Genomic DNA, 16,462 nt, shown 5'->3' on the forward strand with positions numbered 1-16,462 from the left:
GGGTTGTTTCCTTGCTTCTCGTTCGGCTATTTGCAACGGGCCAGCGCCAGACGCAGCGCGCGCTGGACCATCTGCCCGGCCATCGCGGTCTTGTATTCGACGTTGCCGCGAAGGTCTTCCGCGGGATCGCAGATGGCCATGGCACGGGCACCTGCATCGGCAATGGCCGCGTCGGTCAGCGGCTTGCCGAGCAGCGCTGCTTCGGCATCTGTCGCACGCAAGGCGGTCGGCGCCAGATTGGTCAGCGCGATGCGAATGTGGCTCACGTTGCCGCCGTCCATGCGCAGCACGACCGCGGCGGCGGCGGTGGCCCAGTCACCGGTCTTGCGTTTGAGCTTTTCGTAGGCGTAGCCGGTGCCGGGCGCAAAGACGGGCACGCGGATCGCGACCATCACTTCGTCCTCGGCCATGTCGGTCATGTAGGTGCCCTGGAAGAAGCCATCGGCCTTCACCTGTCGGGTGCCGTTCGGGCCTTCGAGCACGAACACCGCGTCGAGCGCGATCGACAGGGCAGGGTGGTCGTTGCCCGGATCGCCGTGTGCGATGTCGCCGCCGATGGTGCCGCGGTTGCGCACCTGCGGGTCGGCGATGTGCTGCGCAGCCATTGGCAGCAGCGGCACTTTTTGCTGCAGCAAGGTCGAGTTGACGAGGTCGCGCTCGACGGTCATCGCACCGATCACGATCGTGTCGCCCTCTTCGCGAATGCCGCGCATCGACTCGATCCGGTTGAGGTCGATCAGGTGGGCCGGTTGTGCGAAGCGCAGCTTCATCATCGGCAGCAGGCTGTGGCCGCCGGCCAGCAGCTTGGCGTCGCCGCCGTACCGGCCGAGCAGCGCGATAGCGTCGGCGACGGAGCGCGGCGCGTGATAGTCGAATCCGGAAGGGATCATCTTTTTTGTCTCCAGTCGTGGGTGCCTGGAGACGGTAAGACGCGCTGCCTGCGCCGGACGAATCCCACGCACGAACGACGGCTGCGTATGCACGAAGTGCGGCGCTGCGCGCATGAACGGCGGGTGCCGAAGCCCCGCTTCGGGTTATCCCGAATCAGTTGCGGAGGTCGGCTTTGAGTGCGTCGGCTTCGCCGATACCGAGCTGTTCGAGCAGCTTGGCAACGCTGGTGCGCGCCACCGGCAATGCAGTCGTTTCACCGCGCAGCTTGAGGCTGACCTTGCCATCGTCACGCAGGATCTGCTCGGCGAAATCGAGGTTCGCGAGGTAGCTGCGATGGATGCGAAAGAACGAAGCGCCATCCAGCCGATCGGCCAGATCGCCGATGTTCAGGTTGCAGAAGCTGGAGCCCAGCGCGGTGCTCACCCAGGTGTAGTGGCCTTCGGAGCGGATGTACGTCACCGCCTCGACATCGACCAGCACGATGCGGTTTTGCGAGACGGTCGGGATCTTGTTCAGCTGCCGCTTGGCCTGTGGCTTGAGCGTCGGTTCGGTCGAGATTGCCGGCACTTCGCCACTGACCAGTTCGGTGATGTCGTAGAAGATCAGCGTGTACCCCGCCGTGTCGCCGCGCAGGTCGCCGAGCTTGGTGACCTTGATGAGCAGCACCCGCTCGGGGATGTTGATGATCATCGTCATCGGCGGCGGATTGCTCACCGGGCACTCGGCCTGGTCGAGCAGGAACTTGACCTTGGCGACCGAGCGCTCTGGATGAAACGACAGCACCATTTTTTCGAACGGCTGCTTGTCCTCGACCGGCAGGAGGCGCCGCGCGAGGCTGTTCATCGCCACCACGCGCAGCTCGCGATCGAGGTGCACCACGCCCGGATCGAACCGTTCGAGCAGGTACAAGGGGCTGCGGCTTTGCATGGATGTCTCCGGTGCGCTTTTTTTTAGATCCTCGCCCTGGAGCGCGATTGAAGCACTGATTTCGCCGCCGCGCCTGCTGGGGGGAAACGGGCTCGGCCCGCGTCTCTCAAACCGGATCGAGTACGTGAATCATCCGGCTGGCCAGCATGTCCTTGGTCTTTGCCCCGTAGGCGACCATGTGCGGCGCGACGGCGTGCGCCTGCAATGCGGCCAGGCTCTCCCACTTCTCGATCACTACGAAGGTGTCGGGTCCGAAGGTGGCCTTCGAAGTCGGCAAGCCGGCTGCGTCGATGGCCGCGGCGTACTCGATACAGCCGGCCTCGGCCAGCACGTCAGGTCGGTTGGCGGCGGCAAGTTCGAGCACCTGGGCGCGCAGGCCGGGCTTGGTGACGATGATGGCGATGACGTTGATCATGAGGAAAGGTCTCCGTTGGATGGTTGTTGTCGAAGGTGTTGTGTCAGGGCTGAATCTAAACGGGAATCCAAAAATTCGTGAAGCAATGCCGCTCGGCCCGATTTGTCGGCACTGACAATCGACCTCCCCACAAAGCGCTCTGTCACGCGCATTGCGGGAGGATGGCTGCAGGTGCGGCTGTTCTATGAGTCGAGTCGCGCAAGGGAGGGCCAAGAAATGACCAAGAAAAATTCGCACCGCGCCGGGAAATGGCGCTCCACGCTGGTGGGCGCGTTGCTCGGCGTGCTCGTCGTCCAGGTATTTCTGGTGCGCTGGCTGGCCCAGTCACAGGTCGATTCGGCGCAAGAACGCAATGTGGCCGAAGCTGCTGCCCGGGTGGCCGAGGCTCGATGCCTGGAGACGGCGTCGCCCCGAACCAGGGACGCCTGTCGCGTGGTCACTGCACGCTGACCGACCGGAAACGCGGGCAGAAACGCGGCCTTTGTGCGGCCCCTATCATCCCGCCATGTTTTCGCTTCCCCGTACCGCCACCGCGCCGTTTTGCCCCTCTGAAGTCAAAGGCAGCGTCGCCGTCGACCCTGGTCTGCCGTTCTTCAAGAAACTGCTGCGCTACGCCGGTCCGGGCCTGCTGGTGTCGGTCGGCTATATGGACCCGGGCAACTGGGCGACCGACATCGAGGCCGGCTCCAAGTTCGGCTACGGGCTGCTATTCGTTGTGCTGCTCGCAAGCCTTACGGCCATGTTGCTGCAGACGCTGTGCGTGCGGCTGGGCGTGGTCGCGCAGACAGACCTGGCGCGTGCCTGTCGCGAGCGCTACTCACCAGCCGTCAACCGCTTCCTGTGGCTCGGCGCCGAGCTCGCCATCGTCGCTTGCGACCTGGCCGAAGTGCTCGGCAGTGCGCTGGCATTGCACCTGTTGTTCGGCGTGTCGATCCCGGTGGGCATCGCTATCACTGCGTTCGATACGTTGCTCGTGCTGGGCTTGCAGGGCGCCGGATTCCGCCGCGTCGAAGCGATCGTGCTCGGGCTGGTCGTCACCATCGCGGGTTGCTTTGCGGTCGAGCTGGCGATGTCGCAACCCAACTGGTTCGGCGTGGCAATGGGCTTCGTGCCGAGCTTCGAACGCTTGCAGCAACCGGGCGCGTTGTACCTGGCGATCGGCATCGTCGGCGCCACGGTGATGCCGCACAACCTGTACCTTCATTCGTCGATCGTGCAGACACGGCTGTCGGCACGCAACGAGGCCGGTCGTCGCGAGGCGGTGCGCTTCTGCACCATCGACGCCATCGTGTCGTTGTCGCTCGCGCTGTTGGTCAACGCGGCCATCATGGTGCTGGCGGCCAGTGCCTTCAACAGCAACGGCCATCGCGACGTGAGCGACATCGGCGATGCCTATCGGCTGATCGAACCGGTCGTCGGCAGCGCACTGGCTGCGACGCTGTTCGGCGTCGCGTTGCTGGCATCGGGGCAAAGCTCGACCTTCACCGGCACCATCGCTGGTCAGATCATTATGGAAGGCTTCCTCGACCTGAAGATCCCGTGCTGGCAGCGCCGCCTCATCACGCGCGGGCTGGCGCTGGTGCCGGCCTTCATCGGCGTCTGGTGGTTCGGCGAAAGCGGCGTCGGCAAGATGCTGGTGTTGAGCCAGGTGGTGCTGAGCTTTCAGCTGCCGTTTGCGATCTGGCCGTTGATCCGGTTCACCAGCGACCGCCGTTTGATGGGCGGTTTTGCCAACGGGCCTGTGATGAAGGTCACCGCGTGGGGCCTGTTCGGCGTCATCAGCGTCGCCAACGTGTGGCTGGTCGCTACCGTCTTTCAATAAGAGCGGTCAGCGCGCTGCGCGCATCATGAAAGTCCGGTCGTTCACCTGCACTTCCATGCGCGCGGCGCTGTCGTGGTGATCAACGTCACGCGCACATGTGCTCGTCAATAGTGGGGCGGCAATTCGTCCCGCGCGGTGCGAGGGCCTGCGGCGTCGTCGGGGGTTTGCTGCCGCAATTCGGTCAGCTGGTGCACCAGGCCGTCGATCCGCTGCTGCTGCCGGTAGATCGTCATGTTCAGCTGCTCCAGCAGGTCTTCGGTGTAGCTGACCTTGATCTCCAAAGCCTCGAGGCGGCGGTCGATGTCTTGCGTGGCGTCCATGCCGCTATTGGACACGAGGCGCCGGCCGTTCCTGGCGCCCATCCGGGTGCTTCGCAAAGCGCGCCGGGTCGCGGCCATGCACCGGCGCGTCGTCCTTCCACGGCCAGCCGCCGAACTGGGTGCGGCGGTAATCCTGCATCGTCTGCGCAATCTCGGCCTGCGTGTTCATGACGAACGGGCCGTACTGAACGACCGCCTCGCCGATCGGGCGGCCCTGCATCACGAGGAATTCGGCCACGTCATCACCAGCGTTGACCAGCTCGACCGGCGCATCGCCGCGCAGCTCGATCGCCGCGTGGTTGTCCACGGCCTGGCCCGCCACCGACACCGACGCACCCTTGAAGAAATACAGCATGCGGCGCGTTCCCTCGCCGCGCGCGGCTGGCAGCGTCCAGCGGGCGCCGGGCTGCATCTTCAATGTCCAGATCGCCAGTTCGGCGTCGGGTTGCGAGGCCCATGAATCCGGCGGCGGCGCCAGCGGCCCGCCTTCACCAGGCGCGCCTTCGACCGGGCCGATGCGGCCCGCGATGCTCGCCACCTCGGTGCTGCGTCCATCGGCATCGGTCGCGGTAAAGCGCGGAATGTCTTCCGACCAGAACATGGTGAAGTGCGGCGCCACCATCTTGTTGCGCGCCGGCAGGTTGAGCCAGATCTGGAACAGCTCCAACGGATTGGCCGCAGTGGAGTCGAGCAGCGGGAACATCTCCGAATGCACGATGCCCTTGCCGGCCGTGAGCCACTGCACGTCGCCGCCGCCGAAGCGCGCGGTGGCGCCCAGCGAATCGGAGTGGTCGATCAGGCCCTTGCGCACGATGGTCACCGTCTCGAAGCCGCGGTGCGGGTGCCCCGGAAAACCCGGCACCGGGTTGCCGTGGTACATGCTCCAGCCGTCCTTGCGGCTGAAGTCGTGGCCCAGCTCGCGGCCTTCGAGCGGCGCATCGGGGCCCATGGCGGCGTTGGCCTGCGGATAGGCATCGTCGTGATAGACGCAGAACAAAAACGGGTCGATCGTCTGCCACGGGAAGCCGAGCGGCTGGACCGAGACGATGGGATGGGCAAGAGCGGCGGGCATCGCAGACATGGCGGATTCCTTCATTTGGTGACTCGAATATGAGGCCATCCCCCGGCGATGAAAGGGCGCCGGGGTAGGACGCAGCGGCTCACCGATGGAACGATGCGCGCCGCGGTGGCTGCGCGTATCGAATTTCGCCTACTTCGCTTCGCAGCTTTGGCGCATGAATCTTCCAGCGCGGGTGCGCATAGTCGTGCGGTTCCTGGAGGGGAAAACATGATCAAACCAAAGCACCTGTTCGATCTTTGTCGCAAGGCTGTCACGGCCTGGGTGGACGACTTTGCACCAAGCATGGGCGCGGCCATTTCGTACTACACGATGTTCTCGCTGGCGCCGTTGCTGATCATCGTCATCGCCGTGGCGGGCGCGCTGTTCGGGCGTGAGGCAGTGCAGGGGCAGATTGCGGCGCAGTTATCGGGTCTCATCGGGCAAGACGGAGCGACTGCTGTGCAGGGGCTCATCAAGAGCGCGAGTTCGCCGTCGCGCGGGCTCATTGCTGGAGGTATCAGCATCGTCGTGCTGATCGTCGGCGCAACCACAGTTTTTGCTGAACTTCAGAGTGCACTCGACCGCATCTGGCACGTGCCCGAGAAAGAAAAGCCGACCGGCGTCTGGGGCATCCTGCGCGCGCGGGTGCTGTCGTTCGGGCTCATTCTGGGGCTGGCGTTTTTGCTCATGGTGTCGTTGGTCGTGAGCGCCGGCGTCGCGGCTTTCGGCAGCTGGACTTCCGGCCTGCTGCCGGGCTGGGAACTGCTGCTGCAGGGCGTGAATGTGCTGGTGTCGATCGGCATCACGACGGTCCTGTTCGCGATGATCTTCAAGTTCATGCCGACCGTGCCGATCCGCTGGCACGACGTGTGGATCGGCGCCATCGTCACCGCAGTGCTCTTCGAGATCGGCAAGATCGCCATCGGCATCTATCTGGGCAAGAGCGGGGTCAACGAATCGTTTGCGGCGGCCGGTTCGTTGGTGGTGCTGCTGGCTTGGGTCTATTACGCGGCGCAGATCTTTTTGCTGGGCGCGGAGTTCACCAAGGTGTACGCCGACGAGCATGGCTCGGTCGCCGGTGCCAAAGCGGTGATGGCGACCAAGGTCGCGGCGGCCACGTCGGATGCAGGGACGGACCTTCACGCCGCACCGGCCCTGGCGTCCGCTGCGGCACGCAAGGCGGGTGGAAATTTGCCGGTCGCTGCGTTCGCCGCAACGGGTGCGAAGGCAAAGTCGAATATGGACATGGACACCGCTGCAGAGCCCGCCGACCTGGCCCGCGCTGCCAAGGCAAACCGGGAGGTCGACCAGCGCATCAACCTCGCCGTCACCACGTTGGCACGCAAAGTCGTGCTGCTGGTGGTGGCCACGGCGGTCAGCGCCGCGGTCGGACGTTGGCAAAAGCGGCAGCTCAAAAGCGATCGCAAGTTGCAAAGCAAGGGCCAGCGCGAGCGCGCGCGCGGGCGGGGCGCCCGAGCGTAACGACGCCGACAGTTCGTTCCTGTACAAAGCGGAATGGCCGAACCCATCCTGCTCACTACCGCCCGCGTCTCCACCTATGACGGAGACAAGTTGATGACCGGGGCCAGCGGCTTCTTCTTCGAGCGCGACGACAAGCTCTTTTTTGTGACCAGCCGGCATGTCGTCATCGACACGCCGACCAAGCACTTTCCCAACCGCATCGACATCGAGCTGCACACCGACGCGGTCAACCTCACGCTGTCGACCCAGTTCACGCTCTGGCTCTACAAAGACGGCAAGAGCGTCTGGCGCCAGGGCAGCGACCCCGGCGGCGAGATCGACGTGGCGGCGATCGAGATCGACCGCGCGCTGCTGCCGCCCTCGGTCGCGATCCAGTGCTTCACGACCCAACACCTGCAAAGTACGCTCGACGAAGTCGAGGTCGGCAGCGCACTGCTGGTCGTTGGCTACCCGCTGGGCTTTCACGACGTCGTCTATCACCTCCCGGTGGTACGACACGCGGTCATCGCATCGTCGTTCGGCATCCGTTTCCAGGGCCAGGGGTTCTTCTTGACCGATGCGCGCACGCACCGCGGCACCAGCGGTGCGCCGGTCGTCATGCGCGCGCCGGGCGGTGATCCCAAGCTGCCCTGGAAGTTGCTGGGCGTGCACTCGGCGCGCATGGACATGGGCACGCGCGATCTGGTGCTAGACGAATCGCTGGGGCTCAACTGCGCCTGGTACGCCGACATCCTGCTGACCTTGACGGCCGATGTGCCTGCCGGACTTCAGACGGCGTCGCCTCCTATTGACGGAGCCGCGGGCAGCACTAAATTGGGGAAATGAATTCCGATCGAAACCTTGAGTCCTCGAATCCCGCATCGACTCCGACTTCGCCTAGCGTCCCGCGCATACTGTGGGCCGCCATCGCAGTACTGGCGGTCGCCGTCATTGCGATGGGCGGTGTATTGCTGAAGCAAAGCGCCGGCGACGCTGCCAGGATGGCGACGCCAGCTGCCACCACCGCCACTGCCAATCTCGCGAGCCTGCAGCCCGCACCTGACGATGGCATTCGGCCGCCGCTGCCAGTTGCGCCCCCGTCGGCGACGGCGGCGCCCGGGCCCGCCGGGTCCGCGCCGTCAGCCTCGCGGGTACCGATGTTGGTGGGCGCGGCGCCGCAGGCCGCCCCTTCGGTGGCCTTCGCCGCAGCGCCCCCCGCGCCCCCGCTCTGCACCGTCTGCGGGCACGTCGAATCGGTCCGTACCGTGCAGAGCGAGCAGCCCACCAGCGGTGTCGGCGCCGTGGCGGGCGGTGTCGTCGGTGGTGTGGTCGGCAACCAGATCGGGCATGGCGGCGGGCGCACTGCGGCCACCGTGCTGGGCGCGGTCGGCGGTGGATTTCTGGGCAACCACATCGAGCGCCGCACGCATACGCTGACGCGCTACGAAGTGACGGTGCGGATGGACGACGGCTCGCGTCGTACCGTCGAGACGCGCAGCGCGCCGCCCGTTGGCAAAGACGTCACGTTGAAGGGTCAGGTGCTGCAGCCTGCCAACCGACACCTCTGATGTGCCGGTGTCGAGACGTCGAAACCTCGGGCGCGGGTTTAATGCGTTCATGCGCACCCTCTTGCTCTTCGTCGCCACCGCTTTGGCAGAAATCGTCGGCTGCTACCTGCCGTGGCTCTGGTTGAAGCAAGATAAATCGGCCTGGCTGCTTGTGCCTGCCGCCTTGTCGCTGGCGCTCTTCGCATGGTTGCTTACGTTGCATGGCGCGGCAGCCGGGCGCGTGTATGCGGCGTATGGCGGTGTGTACATCGGGGTCGCCATCGTGTGGCTCTGGGTAGTCGACGGCATCCGGCCGACGCCGTGGGACTGGGCTGGCAGCGCGGTCGCGTTGGCGGGCATGGCGATCATCAGTTTTCAGCCGCCACAGGTCTCGCCATGAGCCACGATCCACACGACGGTCAACACGATCAGTTGAACGTGCAGCCTGCACATGACGTCCACGCTGCACATCCCGCATTCAGAGGCGGCTTGCTGGCCTTGCTTGCCGCCGTGTTGTTCGGCATCAGCACGCCGCTGGTCCAGCGGGCCGGCGCGCATGCCGGAGCCTTCACGACAGCGGCGCTTTTGTATGGCGGTGCGGCGCTCATGGGCGCTTGGTTGCGACGGCCGCCCACACAAGAAGCTGCGCTGCGTCGCACTGACTTGAAGCGACTCGCATGGATGGCGATCTTCGGTGCCGCCATCGGCCCCGTCGCGCTCGCATGGGGCCTGCAGCACACGAGTGGCACCAGCGCATCGTTGATGCTCGCGCTCGAAGCGTTGTTCACGGCAGTGCTGGCGCGAGCGCTCTACCGCGAGTCGATGGACCGCCGTGTCGCCAGCGCGATGGGCTTGCTGCTACTCGGGGGCATCGTGCTCGTGCTCGACCGTGGTTTGAGCGGCGGCACGCAATTGCTCGGTCTGCTCGCGGTGCTGGCTGCGACGGCCGCTTGGGGCATCGACAACACGCTGTCGCGCGCGCTCGCCGAGCGTGACCCGGGCCAGGTCGTGCTCGGCAAATCGCTGCTCGGTGTCGGGGCCACGGCGCTGATCGCGGTGGTGGCCGGCGAGTCGCTGCCGGGCTGGGCGGCTGCGGTCGCTTTGCTTGTCATCGGCGCGTGCGGCTATGGTCTGAGTCTGCGACTCTATCTGCTGGCGCAGCGGGCTTTCGGGGCGGCACGCACGGGCTCGGTGTTCGCGTTCGCGCCCTTCATCGGCGCGCTGCTCGCGATGGCGCTGGGTGATCGGTCTTTGAGTTGGGGTATGGCGATCGGTGGCGCGTTGATGCTCGCTGGCGTGGCGTTGCACTTGGCCGAATCGCATGCGCACACACATGACCATGCGGTGCTCGACCATGAGCATGCGCACACGCACGACGATGGGCATCACGATCACTCGCACGATAGCGCTGAAGACCCGGTGCCGCCCGGCGCCCACAGCCATCCGCATTGGCACACGCCGTTGCGCCATGCCCACTCGCATGTGCCCGACGCGCACCATGCGCATCCGCACTAGGACCCAACGAAAAGTCGGGAAGCGGTGATTGCTGCGGCTCGGCAGCAAACCTCAATGATGGTGTCCGTGCGCCCCGTGCACATGCCTGTGCTCGATTTCCACCGGCAACGCCGCGCGCACTTCCATCACCTTCAGGTTGAAGCGCACTTCCATGCCCGCCAATGGATGGTTGCCGTCGAGCAGCACCTTGTCGCCCTTGACCTTCATGACTGTGAAGACGTGCTCGGTGCCATCTTCGGTGCGGCCCGACAGCTTGCCGCCGACTTTCACGCCCGGCGGAAATTCGCTCTTGGGGATGGCTTGTGTCAGCGTCTCATCGCGCATACCGAAGGCGTCTTCGGGTTGCAGCTGCAGCACGACCTGGTAGCCGGGCTCCTTGCCATCGAGCGCTGCTTCGATCTTGGGCAGCGTGTTGTCGTAGCCGCCATGCAGATAGACCATCGGGTCTTTGCTTTCTTCGATGAGCTTGCCCTTGGCGTCGAAGACTTTGTAGAGGAGGGTGACGACGGTGTCTTTGGTGATTTTCATGACACCATTTTCTCCATTCCTGGAGATGGCGTCTGCGTCAGGCTGCCGCCGGTTGCAAGACCTTCGAACTGCTCGCAGTCATCAGAAGCTTGCTCCTCGCCCGCGTTGCCGCCACGTAGAAAAGTCGCGCCTCATCCGGATCGGCGACCGCATTGCCGACGATTTCTCCCACGCCCATCAACGCCACGATGCCAAATTCCAGCCCCTTGCTCGCATGCATCGACATCACCTTGATCGTGTCTGCCTCCGGGTCGAAGGTGCCGAGTCCTTTGCGCACCTGGTGCGGCAGCATCCGCTCTTCCAGCACCTTGGCGCATTCGTCCATCACCGTGTGATGGCGGCAGATCACGGCCATGTCGCCCCAGGCGTGGCCTTCGAAGTGGGCGGCACTCAACAGCTCGGCAATCTTCAAGGCCTCGGCCTGCAGGTTGGGCATGCGGACGACGGTCGGCTCGTCGCCGACGCGGCCACTGCTCACCGGATGCAGCAACGGGATGCCGTCGTCTTCGTCACCGCTGCCGTTGTCTGATTTGTCTGCCATCAATAACGTGCCGGCGATGCGGCTCGCGGTGTCGAGAATCTGCTTCGTGTTGCGGTAGTTGACCTTGAGCATCGATGTGCGCCCTTGCGCATGGATGCCGACGCTCCTGAAGCTGAACTTGCGAGTGCGGTGCCGTTCGTAGATGCTCTGCGCGTCGTCGTACAGCAGCAGCAAACTGTTGGTGTCGGGGTCGACCATTTGCACCACCAGCTTCAACCACTCGTGCTTAAAGTCATGACCTTCGTCGATGAGCACCGCCATGTACTGCCCCGACGGCACCTGCTTCTTGTCGACCGCGCGAATGAGTCGCTGCACGAAGGCTTCCATCAGCTTGGCGGTGCTCAGCTTTTCGGTTTCCGTCGACACCGGTAGCGCTTGCCCGTAGCTGACGAGCTGCTCCCGGCACCACTTGTGAAAGTGGCGCACATGCACCTTGCCGGCGAGGCCCTTGCCCGCGATGACCGATGCGAGCTGTACGGCCAGCGGCTCGTTGTAGCAAAGCACGAGCACCGGCTTGGTGGTAACGCGCTTGGCCAGTTGCACGGCGCGGCGCGCGAGGATCAGCGTTTTGCCGGAGCCCGCCACGCCATGGATCACACGGTGGCCGTCGCCGAGGCAACGGGACAGCCGCTCCTGCTGGATGTCGAGCACTGTCATCGTGTCGGGCAGGTCGAGCGGGATGTCCAGGCTGACCTGGATGTCGGCATCGGCGTCCACACGCACTTCAGGAAAAAGAATCCAGCGCACGCGATCGATGTTGGGGATCGACAGCATGCCGTGCATCAGCGCCGGGAACATGTTCCACAACCGGCTCTTGAGTGTTTGCGGGTCGACGTTCTCGGTCATTTCGTCGCTGCAGATGACGCGCTGCGAATCGATCACGCAGTCGAGCTCTGCCGTGACGAACTGGCGCCGCGTGATGTGCGTCAGCACCAGACCATAGCTCCACGGAAAGCTCAGCATGCCCCGCCATTTGCCTTCGTCCTGAACCAGCTGCGGGTCTTGCGTGAGGGCCGCCACCATCTGGTGCGCGTACTGGCGCGCCTGCTCCAGCGGATTGATGACGCTGCGCGGCACGCCTTCGGGCGCCACCTCGAAGCTCAGCTTGCCGGCCTGGCGGATGTCGTCGAGCTTCCAGTCTTTGACCTCCAGCACCAGCAGGCCGCGGCGCGGATGCAGCACGATGAAGTCGGGGTGCAGCCGCTTGGGGCCGACCGGCACGTCGTACCAGACGAGGTAGTTGCTGCCGAGCTTTTGCTCGAGCCTTTCAGCAAGACGCCGCTCGCCCGTCGTCATGCGCGACACGCAGGTGTTCAGGGCAGGAATCAGGGTGGACATGAGAGGAGGTCTGCTGGTGGCGTCGGGGAAAAATGACATTTGTTTGCAAAGCATCATGCCCAGCGCCGCGGCGCTTGAACATGCCTCTGGCCCCGCGTTCGGGGCTGCTGTGACTTACTTGACAACGCATGTCGGCATTTGTGCAAGCGGTGAATAAAAAAGGCTTACAGCGTGATGGTCGAATCGGGCGAATCTGTGAAATCGACATGCGATTCAGCCTCACATCGAGGGATTGCATGCGTTCAGGTTTGGCACCATCGAGCGCAAGCCTATGTACGCACTCCATCCATCCGACTACGCGCCCGATGCCTTCGAGGTGCGAGTTTCCGAATTGCTCGTTGCTACCTCCGAAGGTGGCGATCCGCTGGTGAGCAGCGCCGTGTCGGAGGTGCTCAAGTTGCTGCGCGAGAAGCTCGACATGGACGTCGTGTTCGTCTCGGAGTTCGTCGATGGCCGGCGTGTGTTTCGCCGCATCGAGGCCGATGCCGACAAGCGCATGTTCGAAGAAGGTCAGTCGCATCCGCTGGAGTCGACCTTCTGCCAGCGCGTGGTCGACGGCCGTATGCCCAACATGATCAAGGACTTTCCCAACTACGCCGGCGCAAAAGACTTGCCGAAGGTGCCGTTTCAGCTCGGAAGTTTTATGAGCGTGCCGGTGGTGCTGAGCGACGGACGCATTTACGGCACGCTGTGCTGCTTCAGCTTTGCGGTGAACGAAGAGTTGACGCAGCGCGACCTGAAAAAGCTCGAGATGTCGGCGCAGCTCACTGCGCGCCGAATCGACGAAGTGCGAGCGCGTGAGGCCGACATGGCGATGGCCAACTGGTCGCTGGAGCCCACCGACAACTTGGTGTTGTCGCGCCGAGCGCACTGAACGCCAGGGCCATGGTCATGGATCACCGCACGTTCGCCGGCTTCAGCAATGCATCGCTTCACGATGACGGGCTGAAGTTCAACCTCACCATCGACACGCTCGAAGGCCCCGTGCCGATCGAAGCGTCGGTCGCCGACATCGGCAAGATGATTCACCTGCTATCGAAGGTCTCTTGGGCCGCAGGTCACATCCAGCGATTGCCGCAGCACTTCGAGAGCGACGGCACGCTGAGCTTGCGACCGGTAGACGCCACCGCGTTGGCAGTGGCTGCCGGCGAACCCGGCAAGACGCTGGTGATGATGCTGGTCGGTGCCACGACGCTGGCCTACGCGTTGGACACGCCGAAGCTCAAAGGTTTTTCGCAGCAGCTGCAGGCGACGGTCGAAGGGCTGGTGTAGCCTGAGTCGAGCACCCACCATGTCATCCCGATCACCGTCCGTCATCGATTTCGACGCATCCCCCGAAGAGGTCGCGCAGCACCTCATCGGGGTCACTTTGCTGGTCGACGGCGTGGGCGGGCGAATCGTCGAAACCGAGGCCTACGACCGGGACGACCCGGCCTCGCACAGCTTCAGCGGACCGACCTCGCGCAATGCCTCGATGTTCGGTTCGCCGGGTCGGGCCTACGTGTATCGCTCGTACGGCATTCACTGGTGCCTCAACATCGTGTGCCGCGAAAAAGGGCATGGCGCCGCCGTGCTGATTCGTGCGATCGAGCCGACGATAGGACTCGACCGAATGCGCGAGCGACGCGGGCTCGACGAGGCGCGACTGCTGTGTGCCGGGCCGGGGCGCGTTGCGCAGGCACTGGGCATCGACGTGGGCTTCAACGGCAAGCCGGTGGACCAGCCGCCGTTTCTGCTGATCGCGCCGGCTGATGGCGAGCCCGAAGTGGTCATCGACGTCGGGCCGCGCATCGGCATCTCGAAGGCGAACGACGTGCCGTGGCGCTTCGGGGAAAAAGGCTCGCGCTTCTTGAGCAAGCCGTTCCGCCGCGCCCCCTGATCAGCGCGGCGCTGGGCCTGTCGCGTTTGGAGTGGGCGGTTGCGGCAGCCACTTAAACGCCGCCGCCCCGAGCAGCAGCATCATCGAGATGGTCATTAGCACCGCCAGAAAAGTGTCGATGCCGCGCGCGGCCGCCGCCGATGCGACGAGGCCCGTCAACCACTGCATCACCGCCACACCGAGGAACATCGCCATCGTGAAGACGGCCATCGCGCGGCCCGTCATGCTGGCCGGGTAGGCGGCCTTCACGTCCGGGTACTCCAGCACGATGTAGCCCGACACCACGCCGACCAGCACCGATGCACACACGTCGAACGTGACGCCGAGGTTGAAGGCCATGGCCGCGAAGATCGCCGCGGTCAGCAAGGTGAAGCCGATGATCCAGCGCCGCCGCTTGGCCGGGCCGGGGTCGATGCGGCCGAACAGCGGCGCGCCGAACATGCCGACCACGGACAGTGCCAGGGCGACGTTGCCGCTTTGCACCAGCGACATCCCGTGGCGCTCGATCAGCAAAGGCCCGAGCCACAGCCCGCGCAACGAAAGGAAGGAGGCATACGTGACGCTCGCCAGTGCCACGATGCCGATCGTGTGCGGCAGCCTGAACAATTCACCGTAGCTCCTCAAGGCGGCCAGCACTGACAGCCGCGGCAGGGGCGGTGCGCCATCGGACGATGTGGGGGCCTTGGGTTCATGCACGAGAAAGAAGATGGCGAGCCAAGCCAGTGCCGACATCGCACCCAATGCCAGAAAGCCGGCGCGCCACGACTGCTGCTCGATGAGCCAGGCCAGCGGCGTGCCGGTGAGCAGCAGGCCTGCCGAACCGATGCCGAGCGCCGTGCCCGATACCGACGCGAAGCGCTCGCCCGCAAACTGGCGCGCGATGAACACCGTGCACACCAGAAACGCCGGCGCGCAGCCGATGCCGATGAGTACCTGGCCCAGCACCAGCGGCAAAAAGCTGTGCGACATCGCCGCGACGAGCGCGCCGACCATCGCCAGCGGAAAGGCGGTGAGCACCGTACGCCGCACGCCGTACAGGTCGATGCCGATACCCATGAAGAGTTGCAGCGCTCCGAAGGCGAAATGAAACGAGCCGGCGAACAGGCCGAGCGCCTGCGCCGACAGCCCGAACTCCTTTTGCAGCGGCGGCGCCATGATCGCCGCGATCGTCCGAAACGACTGGCTCAGGCCAAAGGCCGTGGTCAGCGCCATCAGCATGATCCAGGGCGACGTTGTCTTGTTGTGCGAAAGCGCCGCAGAGGAGGTCATGCAGACGGTTTTAGACGAAAACACGCACCGTATTGGTCCGATATGCGACCGGCACGTTGGCCCATATTTTGCTAAAACGTGTTCAACGTTGACTGTCGACAGTTCGCATCAGCGACTTGGCAGCGACGCAATATCGACCCCGAAGGAGCAAAAGTCATGTCATCGAAAGATGTCTCCCACGCCGAACGCCAAGTCCGCGAAGACCTCGCCGCCGCCTACCGCTTGGTCGCGTACTACGGCATGGACGACAGCATCTACACCCACATCTCGGCGCGGGTGCCGGGCACCGAAGACCAGTTTCTGATCAACCCGTTCGGCATGCTTTTCAGGGACATCACGGCGTCGTCGCTCGTCAAGATCGACCTCGAAGGCCGCATCCTCGACGACTCGCCTTTCGATGTGAACCCGGCCGGCTTCACCATCCACAGCGCCGTGCATTCGGCGCGGCACGACGCGGCATGCGTGCTGCATACACACACGGTGGCGGGCGTGGCGGTGTCGTCGCTGGCGTGTGGGTTGCAGCCTTGCAACCAGTGGGCGCTGCAGTTTCACGAGCGCGTGGTCTATCACGACTTCGAGGGCATCGCGCTCGATGCGGACGAGTGCAGCCGGCTGGTCGCCGACCTGGGCCCGACCGCGCGCGCGCTCATCCTGCGCAACCACGGGCTGGTCACGCTGGGACGCAACGTGCCCGAAGCGTTCATCCTGATGCTGAACCTGGAGCGGGCCTGCCGCGTGCAGGTTGCGATCCAGTCGACCGGCTTGCCGACCCATCCGGTGTCGCCCGAGGTCTGCGAGAAGACCGCGCGGCAATACGAAAGCGGCGACAGCGTGCGCGAGGCCGGCCAGCCCGACCCCAACGGCCGGGAATGGCGCGCGATGCTGCAGCGCATCGAGCCGGCCGCGCCGTCGTCGTTCCGCGATTGATCCACTCGCCTTCGCTCTTTCC

General features: G+C 64.7%; 19 protein-coding genes. 11 read left to right on the forward strand and 8 right to left on the reverse strand.

The genetic code is table 11. The annotated features are described in order from the left end of the window. Window positions 1-26: 26 nt before the first annotated feature. The 3 genes from RCH10_RS01175 to RCH10_RS01185 all read right to left on the reverse strand — a co-directional run bounded on the left by RCH10_RS01175 (window position 27) and on the right by RCH10_RS01185 (window position 2,233). On the reverse strand, window positions 27-890 hold the full coding sequence (locus RCH10_RS01175; RefSeq protein WP_409050927.1) for an FAD binding domain-containing protein: 864 nt from the start codon (window positions 888-890) through the stop codon (window positions 27-29). A 154-nt stretch (window positions 891-1,044) separates the two neighbouring features. Beyond that, window positions 1,045-1,818 (reverse strand): LytTR family transcriptional regulator DNA-binding domain-containing protein, encoded by a 774-nt coding sequence (locus tag RCH10_RS01180; protein ID WP_323500419.1) that lies wholly within the window; start codon window positions 1,816-1,818, stop codon window positions 1,045-1,047. A gap of 106 nt (window positions 1,819-1,924) precedes the next feature. Continuing rightward, on the reverse strand, window positions 1,925-2,233 hold the full coding sequence (locus RCH10_RS01185; RefSeq protein ID WP_409050928.1) for a putative quinol monooxygenase: 309 nt from the start codon (window positions 2,231-2,233) through the stop codon (window positions 1,925-1,927). A 216-nt stretch (window positions 2,234-2,449) separates the two neighbouring features. Here RCH10_RS01185 and RCH10_RS01190 point away from each other — a divergent pair, with 216 nt between their 5' ends. Both RCH10_RS01190 and RCH10_RS01195 read left to right on the forward strand, forming a co-directional pair. Next, entirely contained in the window at window positions 2,450-2,683 is a 234-nt protein-coding gene (locus RCH10_RS01190) for a hypothetical protein (protein WP_323500421.1), read from the forward strand. A 55-nt stretch (window positions 2,684-2,738) separates the two neighbouring features. Further along, window positions 2,739-4,055 (forward strand): Nramp family divalent metal transporter, encoded by a 1,317-nt coding sequence (locus RCH10_RS01195; protein ID WP_409050929.1) that lies wholly within the window; start codon window positions 2,739-2,741, stop codon window positions 4,053-4,055. A 104-nt stretch (window positions 4,056-4,159) separates the two neighbouring features. Here the strand turns inward: RCH10_RS01195 and RCH10_RS01200 are convergent, their stop codons facing one another. Then, a complete protein-coding gene (locus tag RCH10_RS01200) occupies window positions 4,160-4,375 on the reverse strand; it encodes a SlyX family protein (protein WP_323498342.1) in 216 nt (71 codons plus the stop codon). Window positions 4,376-4,379: 4 nt separating this feature from the next. After that, a complete protein-coding gene (locus tag RCH10_RS01205; protein ID WP_409050930.1) occupies window positions 4,380-5,456 on the reverse strand; it encodes a pirin family protein in 1,077 nt (358 codons plus the stop codon). Between the two features lie 207 nt (window positions 5,457-5,663). Between RCH10_RS01205 and RCH10_RS01210 the strand changes: the two genes are divergently transcribed. From RCH10_RS01210 to RCH10_RS01230, 5 genes are read left to right on the forward strand one after another with little or no spacing between them, the layout of a single operon-like run. Then, window positions 5,664-6,917: a YihY/virulence factor BrkB family protein gene (locus tag RCH10_RS01210; RefSeq protein ID WP_409050931.1), complete on the forward strand. Its 1,254-nt coding sequence runs from the start codon at window positions 5,664-5,666 to the stop codon at window positions 6,915-6,917. Between the two features lie 33 nt (window positions 6,918-6,950). After that, window positions 6,951-7,742, forward strand: a complete 792-nt coding sequence (locus tag RCH10_RS01215) for a trypsin-like peptidase domain-containing protein (protein ID WP_409050932.1) — start codon at window positions 6,951-6,953, stop codon at window positions 7,740-7,742. Beyond that, window positions 7,739-8,464, forward strand: a complete 726-nt coding sequence (locus RCH10_RS01220) for a glycine zipper 2TM domain-containing protein (RefSeq protein WP_409050933.1) — start codon at window positions 7,739-7,741, stop codon at window positions 8,462-8,464. Before RCH10_RS01215 ends, RCH10_RS01220 begins: the two co-directional genes overlap by 4 nt. A 49-nt stretch (window positions 8,465-8,513) precedes the next feature. Next, window positions 8,514-8,843: a YnfA family protein gene (locus RCH10_RS01225; RefSeq protein WP_409050934.1), complete on the forward strand. Its 330-nt coding sequence runs from the start codon at window positions 8,514-8,516 to the stop codon at window positions 8,841-8,843. Continuing rightward, window positions 8,840-9,958 carry a DMT family transporter gene (locus tag RCH10_RS01230; RefSeq protein ID WP_409050935.1) on the forward strand — a complete coding sequence of 373 codons (1,119 nt, stop codon included), beginning with the start codon at window positions 8,840-8,842 and terminating at the stop codon, window positions 9,956-9,958. Before RCH10_RS01225 ends, RCH10_RS01230 begins: the two co-directional genes overlap by 4 nt. A gap of 51 nt (window positions 9,959-10,009) precedes the next feature. Here the strand turns inward: RCH10_RS01230 and RCH10_RS01235 are convergent, their stop codons facing one another. After that, window positions 10,010-10,486 (reverse strand): peptidylprolyl isomerase, encoded by a 477-nt coding sequence (locus RCH10_RS01235; protein ID WP_323500433.1) that lies wholly within the window; start codon window positions 10,484-10,486, stop codon window positions 10,010-10,012. Between the two features lie 37 nt (window positions 10,487-10,523). Further along, entirely contained in the window at window positions 10,524-12,365 is a 1,842-nt protein-coding gene (locus RCH10_RS01240) for a DEAD/DEAH box helicase (protein WP_409050936.1), read from the reverse strand. 271 nt (window positions 12,366-12,636) lie between these two features. Between RCH10_RS01240 and RCH10_RS01245 the strand changes: the two genes are divergently transcribed. Genes RCH10_RS01245 through RCH10_RS01255 form a run of 3 tightly spaced genes read left to right on the forward strand, consistent with a single transcriptional unit; the run spans window position 12,637 to window position 14,244 of the window. Beyond that, window positions 12,637-13,239 (forward strand): GAF domain-containing protein, encoded by a 603-nt coding sequence (locus tag RCH10_RS01245; protein ID WP_323498326.1) that lies wholly within the window; start codon window positions 12,637-12,639, stop codon window positions 13,237-13,239. 17 nt (window positions 13,240-13,256) lie between these two features. Continuing rightward, window positions 13,257-13,637: a hypothetical protein gene (locus RCH10_RS01250; RefSeq protein WP_323498325.1), complete on the forward strand. Its 381-nt coding sequence runs from the start codon at window positions 13,257-13,259 to the stop codon at window positions 13,635-13,637. A 19-nt stretch (window positions 13,638-13,656) separates the two neighbouring features. Then, window positions 13,657-14,244, forward strand: coding sequence for a DNA-3-methyladenine glycosylase (locus RCH10_RS01255; protein WP_409050937.1), 588 nt, complete (start codon window positions 13,657-13,659; stop codon window positions 14,242-14,244). Here the strand turns inward: RCH10_RS01255 and RCH10_RS01260 are convergent, their stop codons facing one another. Beyond that, window positions 14,245-15,513, reverse strand: a complete 1,269-nt coding sequence (locus RCH10_RS01260) for an MFS transporter (RefSeq protein WP_409050938.1) — start codon at window positions 15,511-15,513, stop codon at window positions 14,245-14,247. A 156-nt stretch (window positions 15,514-15,669) separates the two neighbouring features. Between RCH10_RS01260 and RCH10_RS01265 the strand changes: the two genes are divergently transcribed. Continuing rightward, window positions 15,670-16,440, forward strand: coding sequence for a class II aldolase/adducin family protein (locus RCH10_RS01265; protein WP_323498321.1), 771 nt, complete (start codon window positions 15,670-15,672; stop codon window positions 16,438-16,440). Window positions 16,441-16,462 lie beyond the last annotated feature (22 nt).

Source organism: Variovorax sp. GrIS 2.14, from assembly GCF_046115955.1.
Taxonomy (GTDB): Bacteria; Pseudomonadota; Gammaproteobacteria; order Burkholderiales; family Burkholderiaceae_C; genus Variovorax.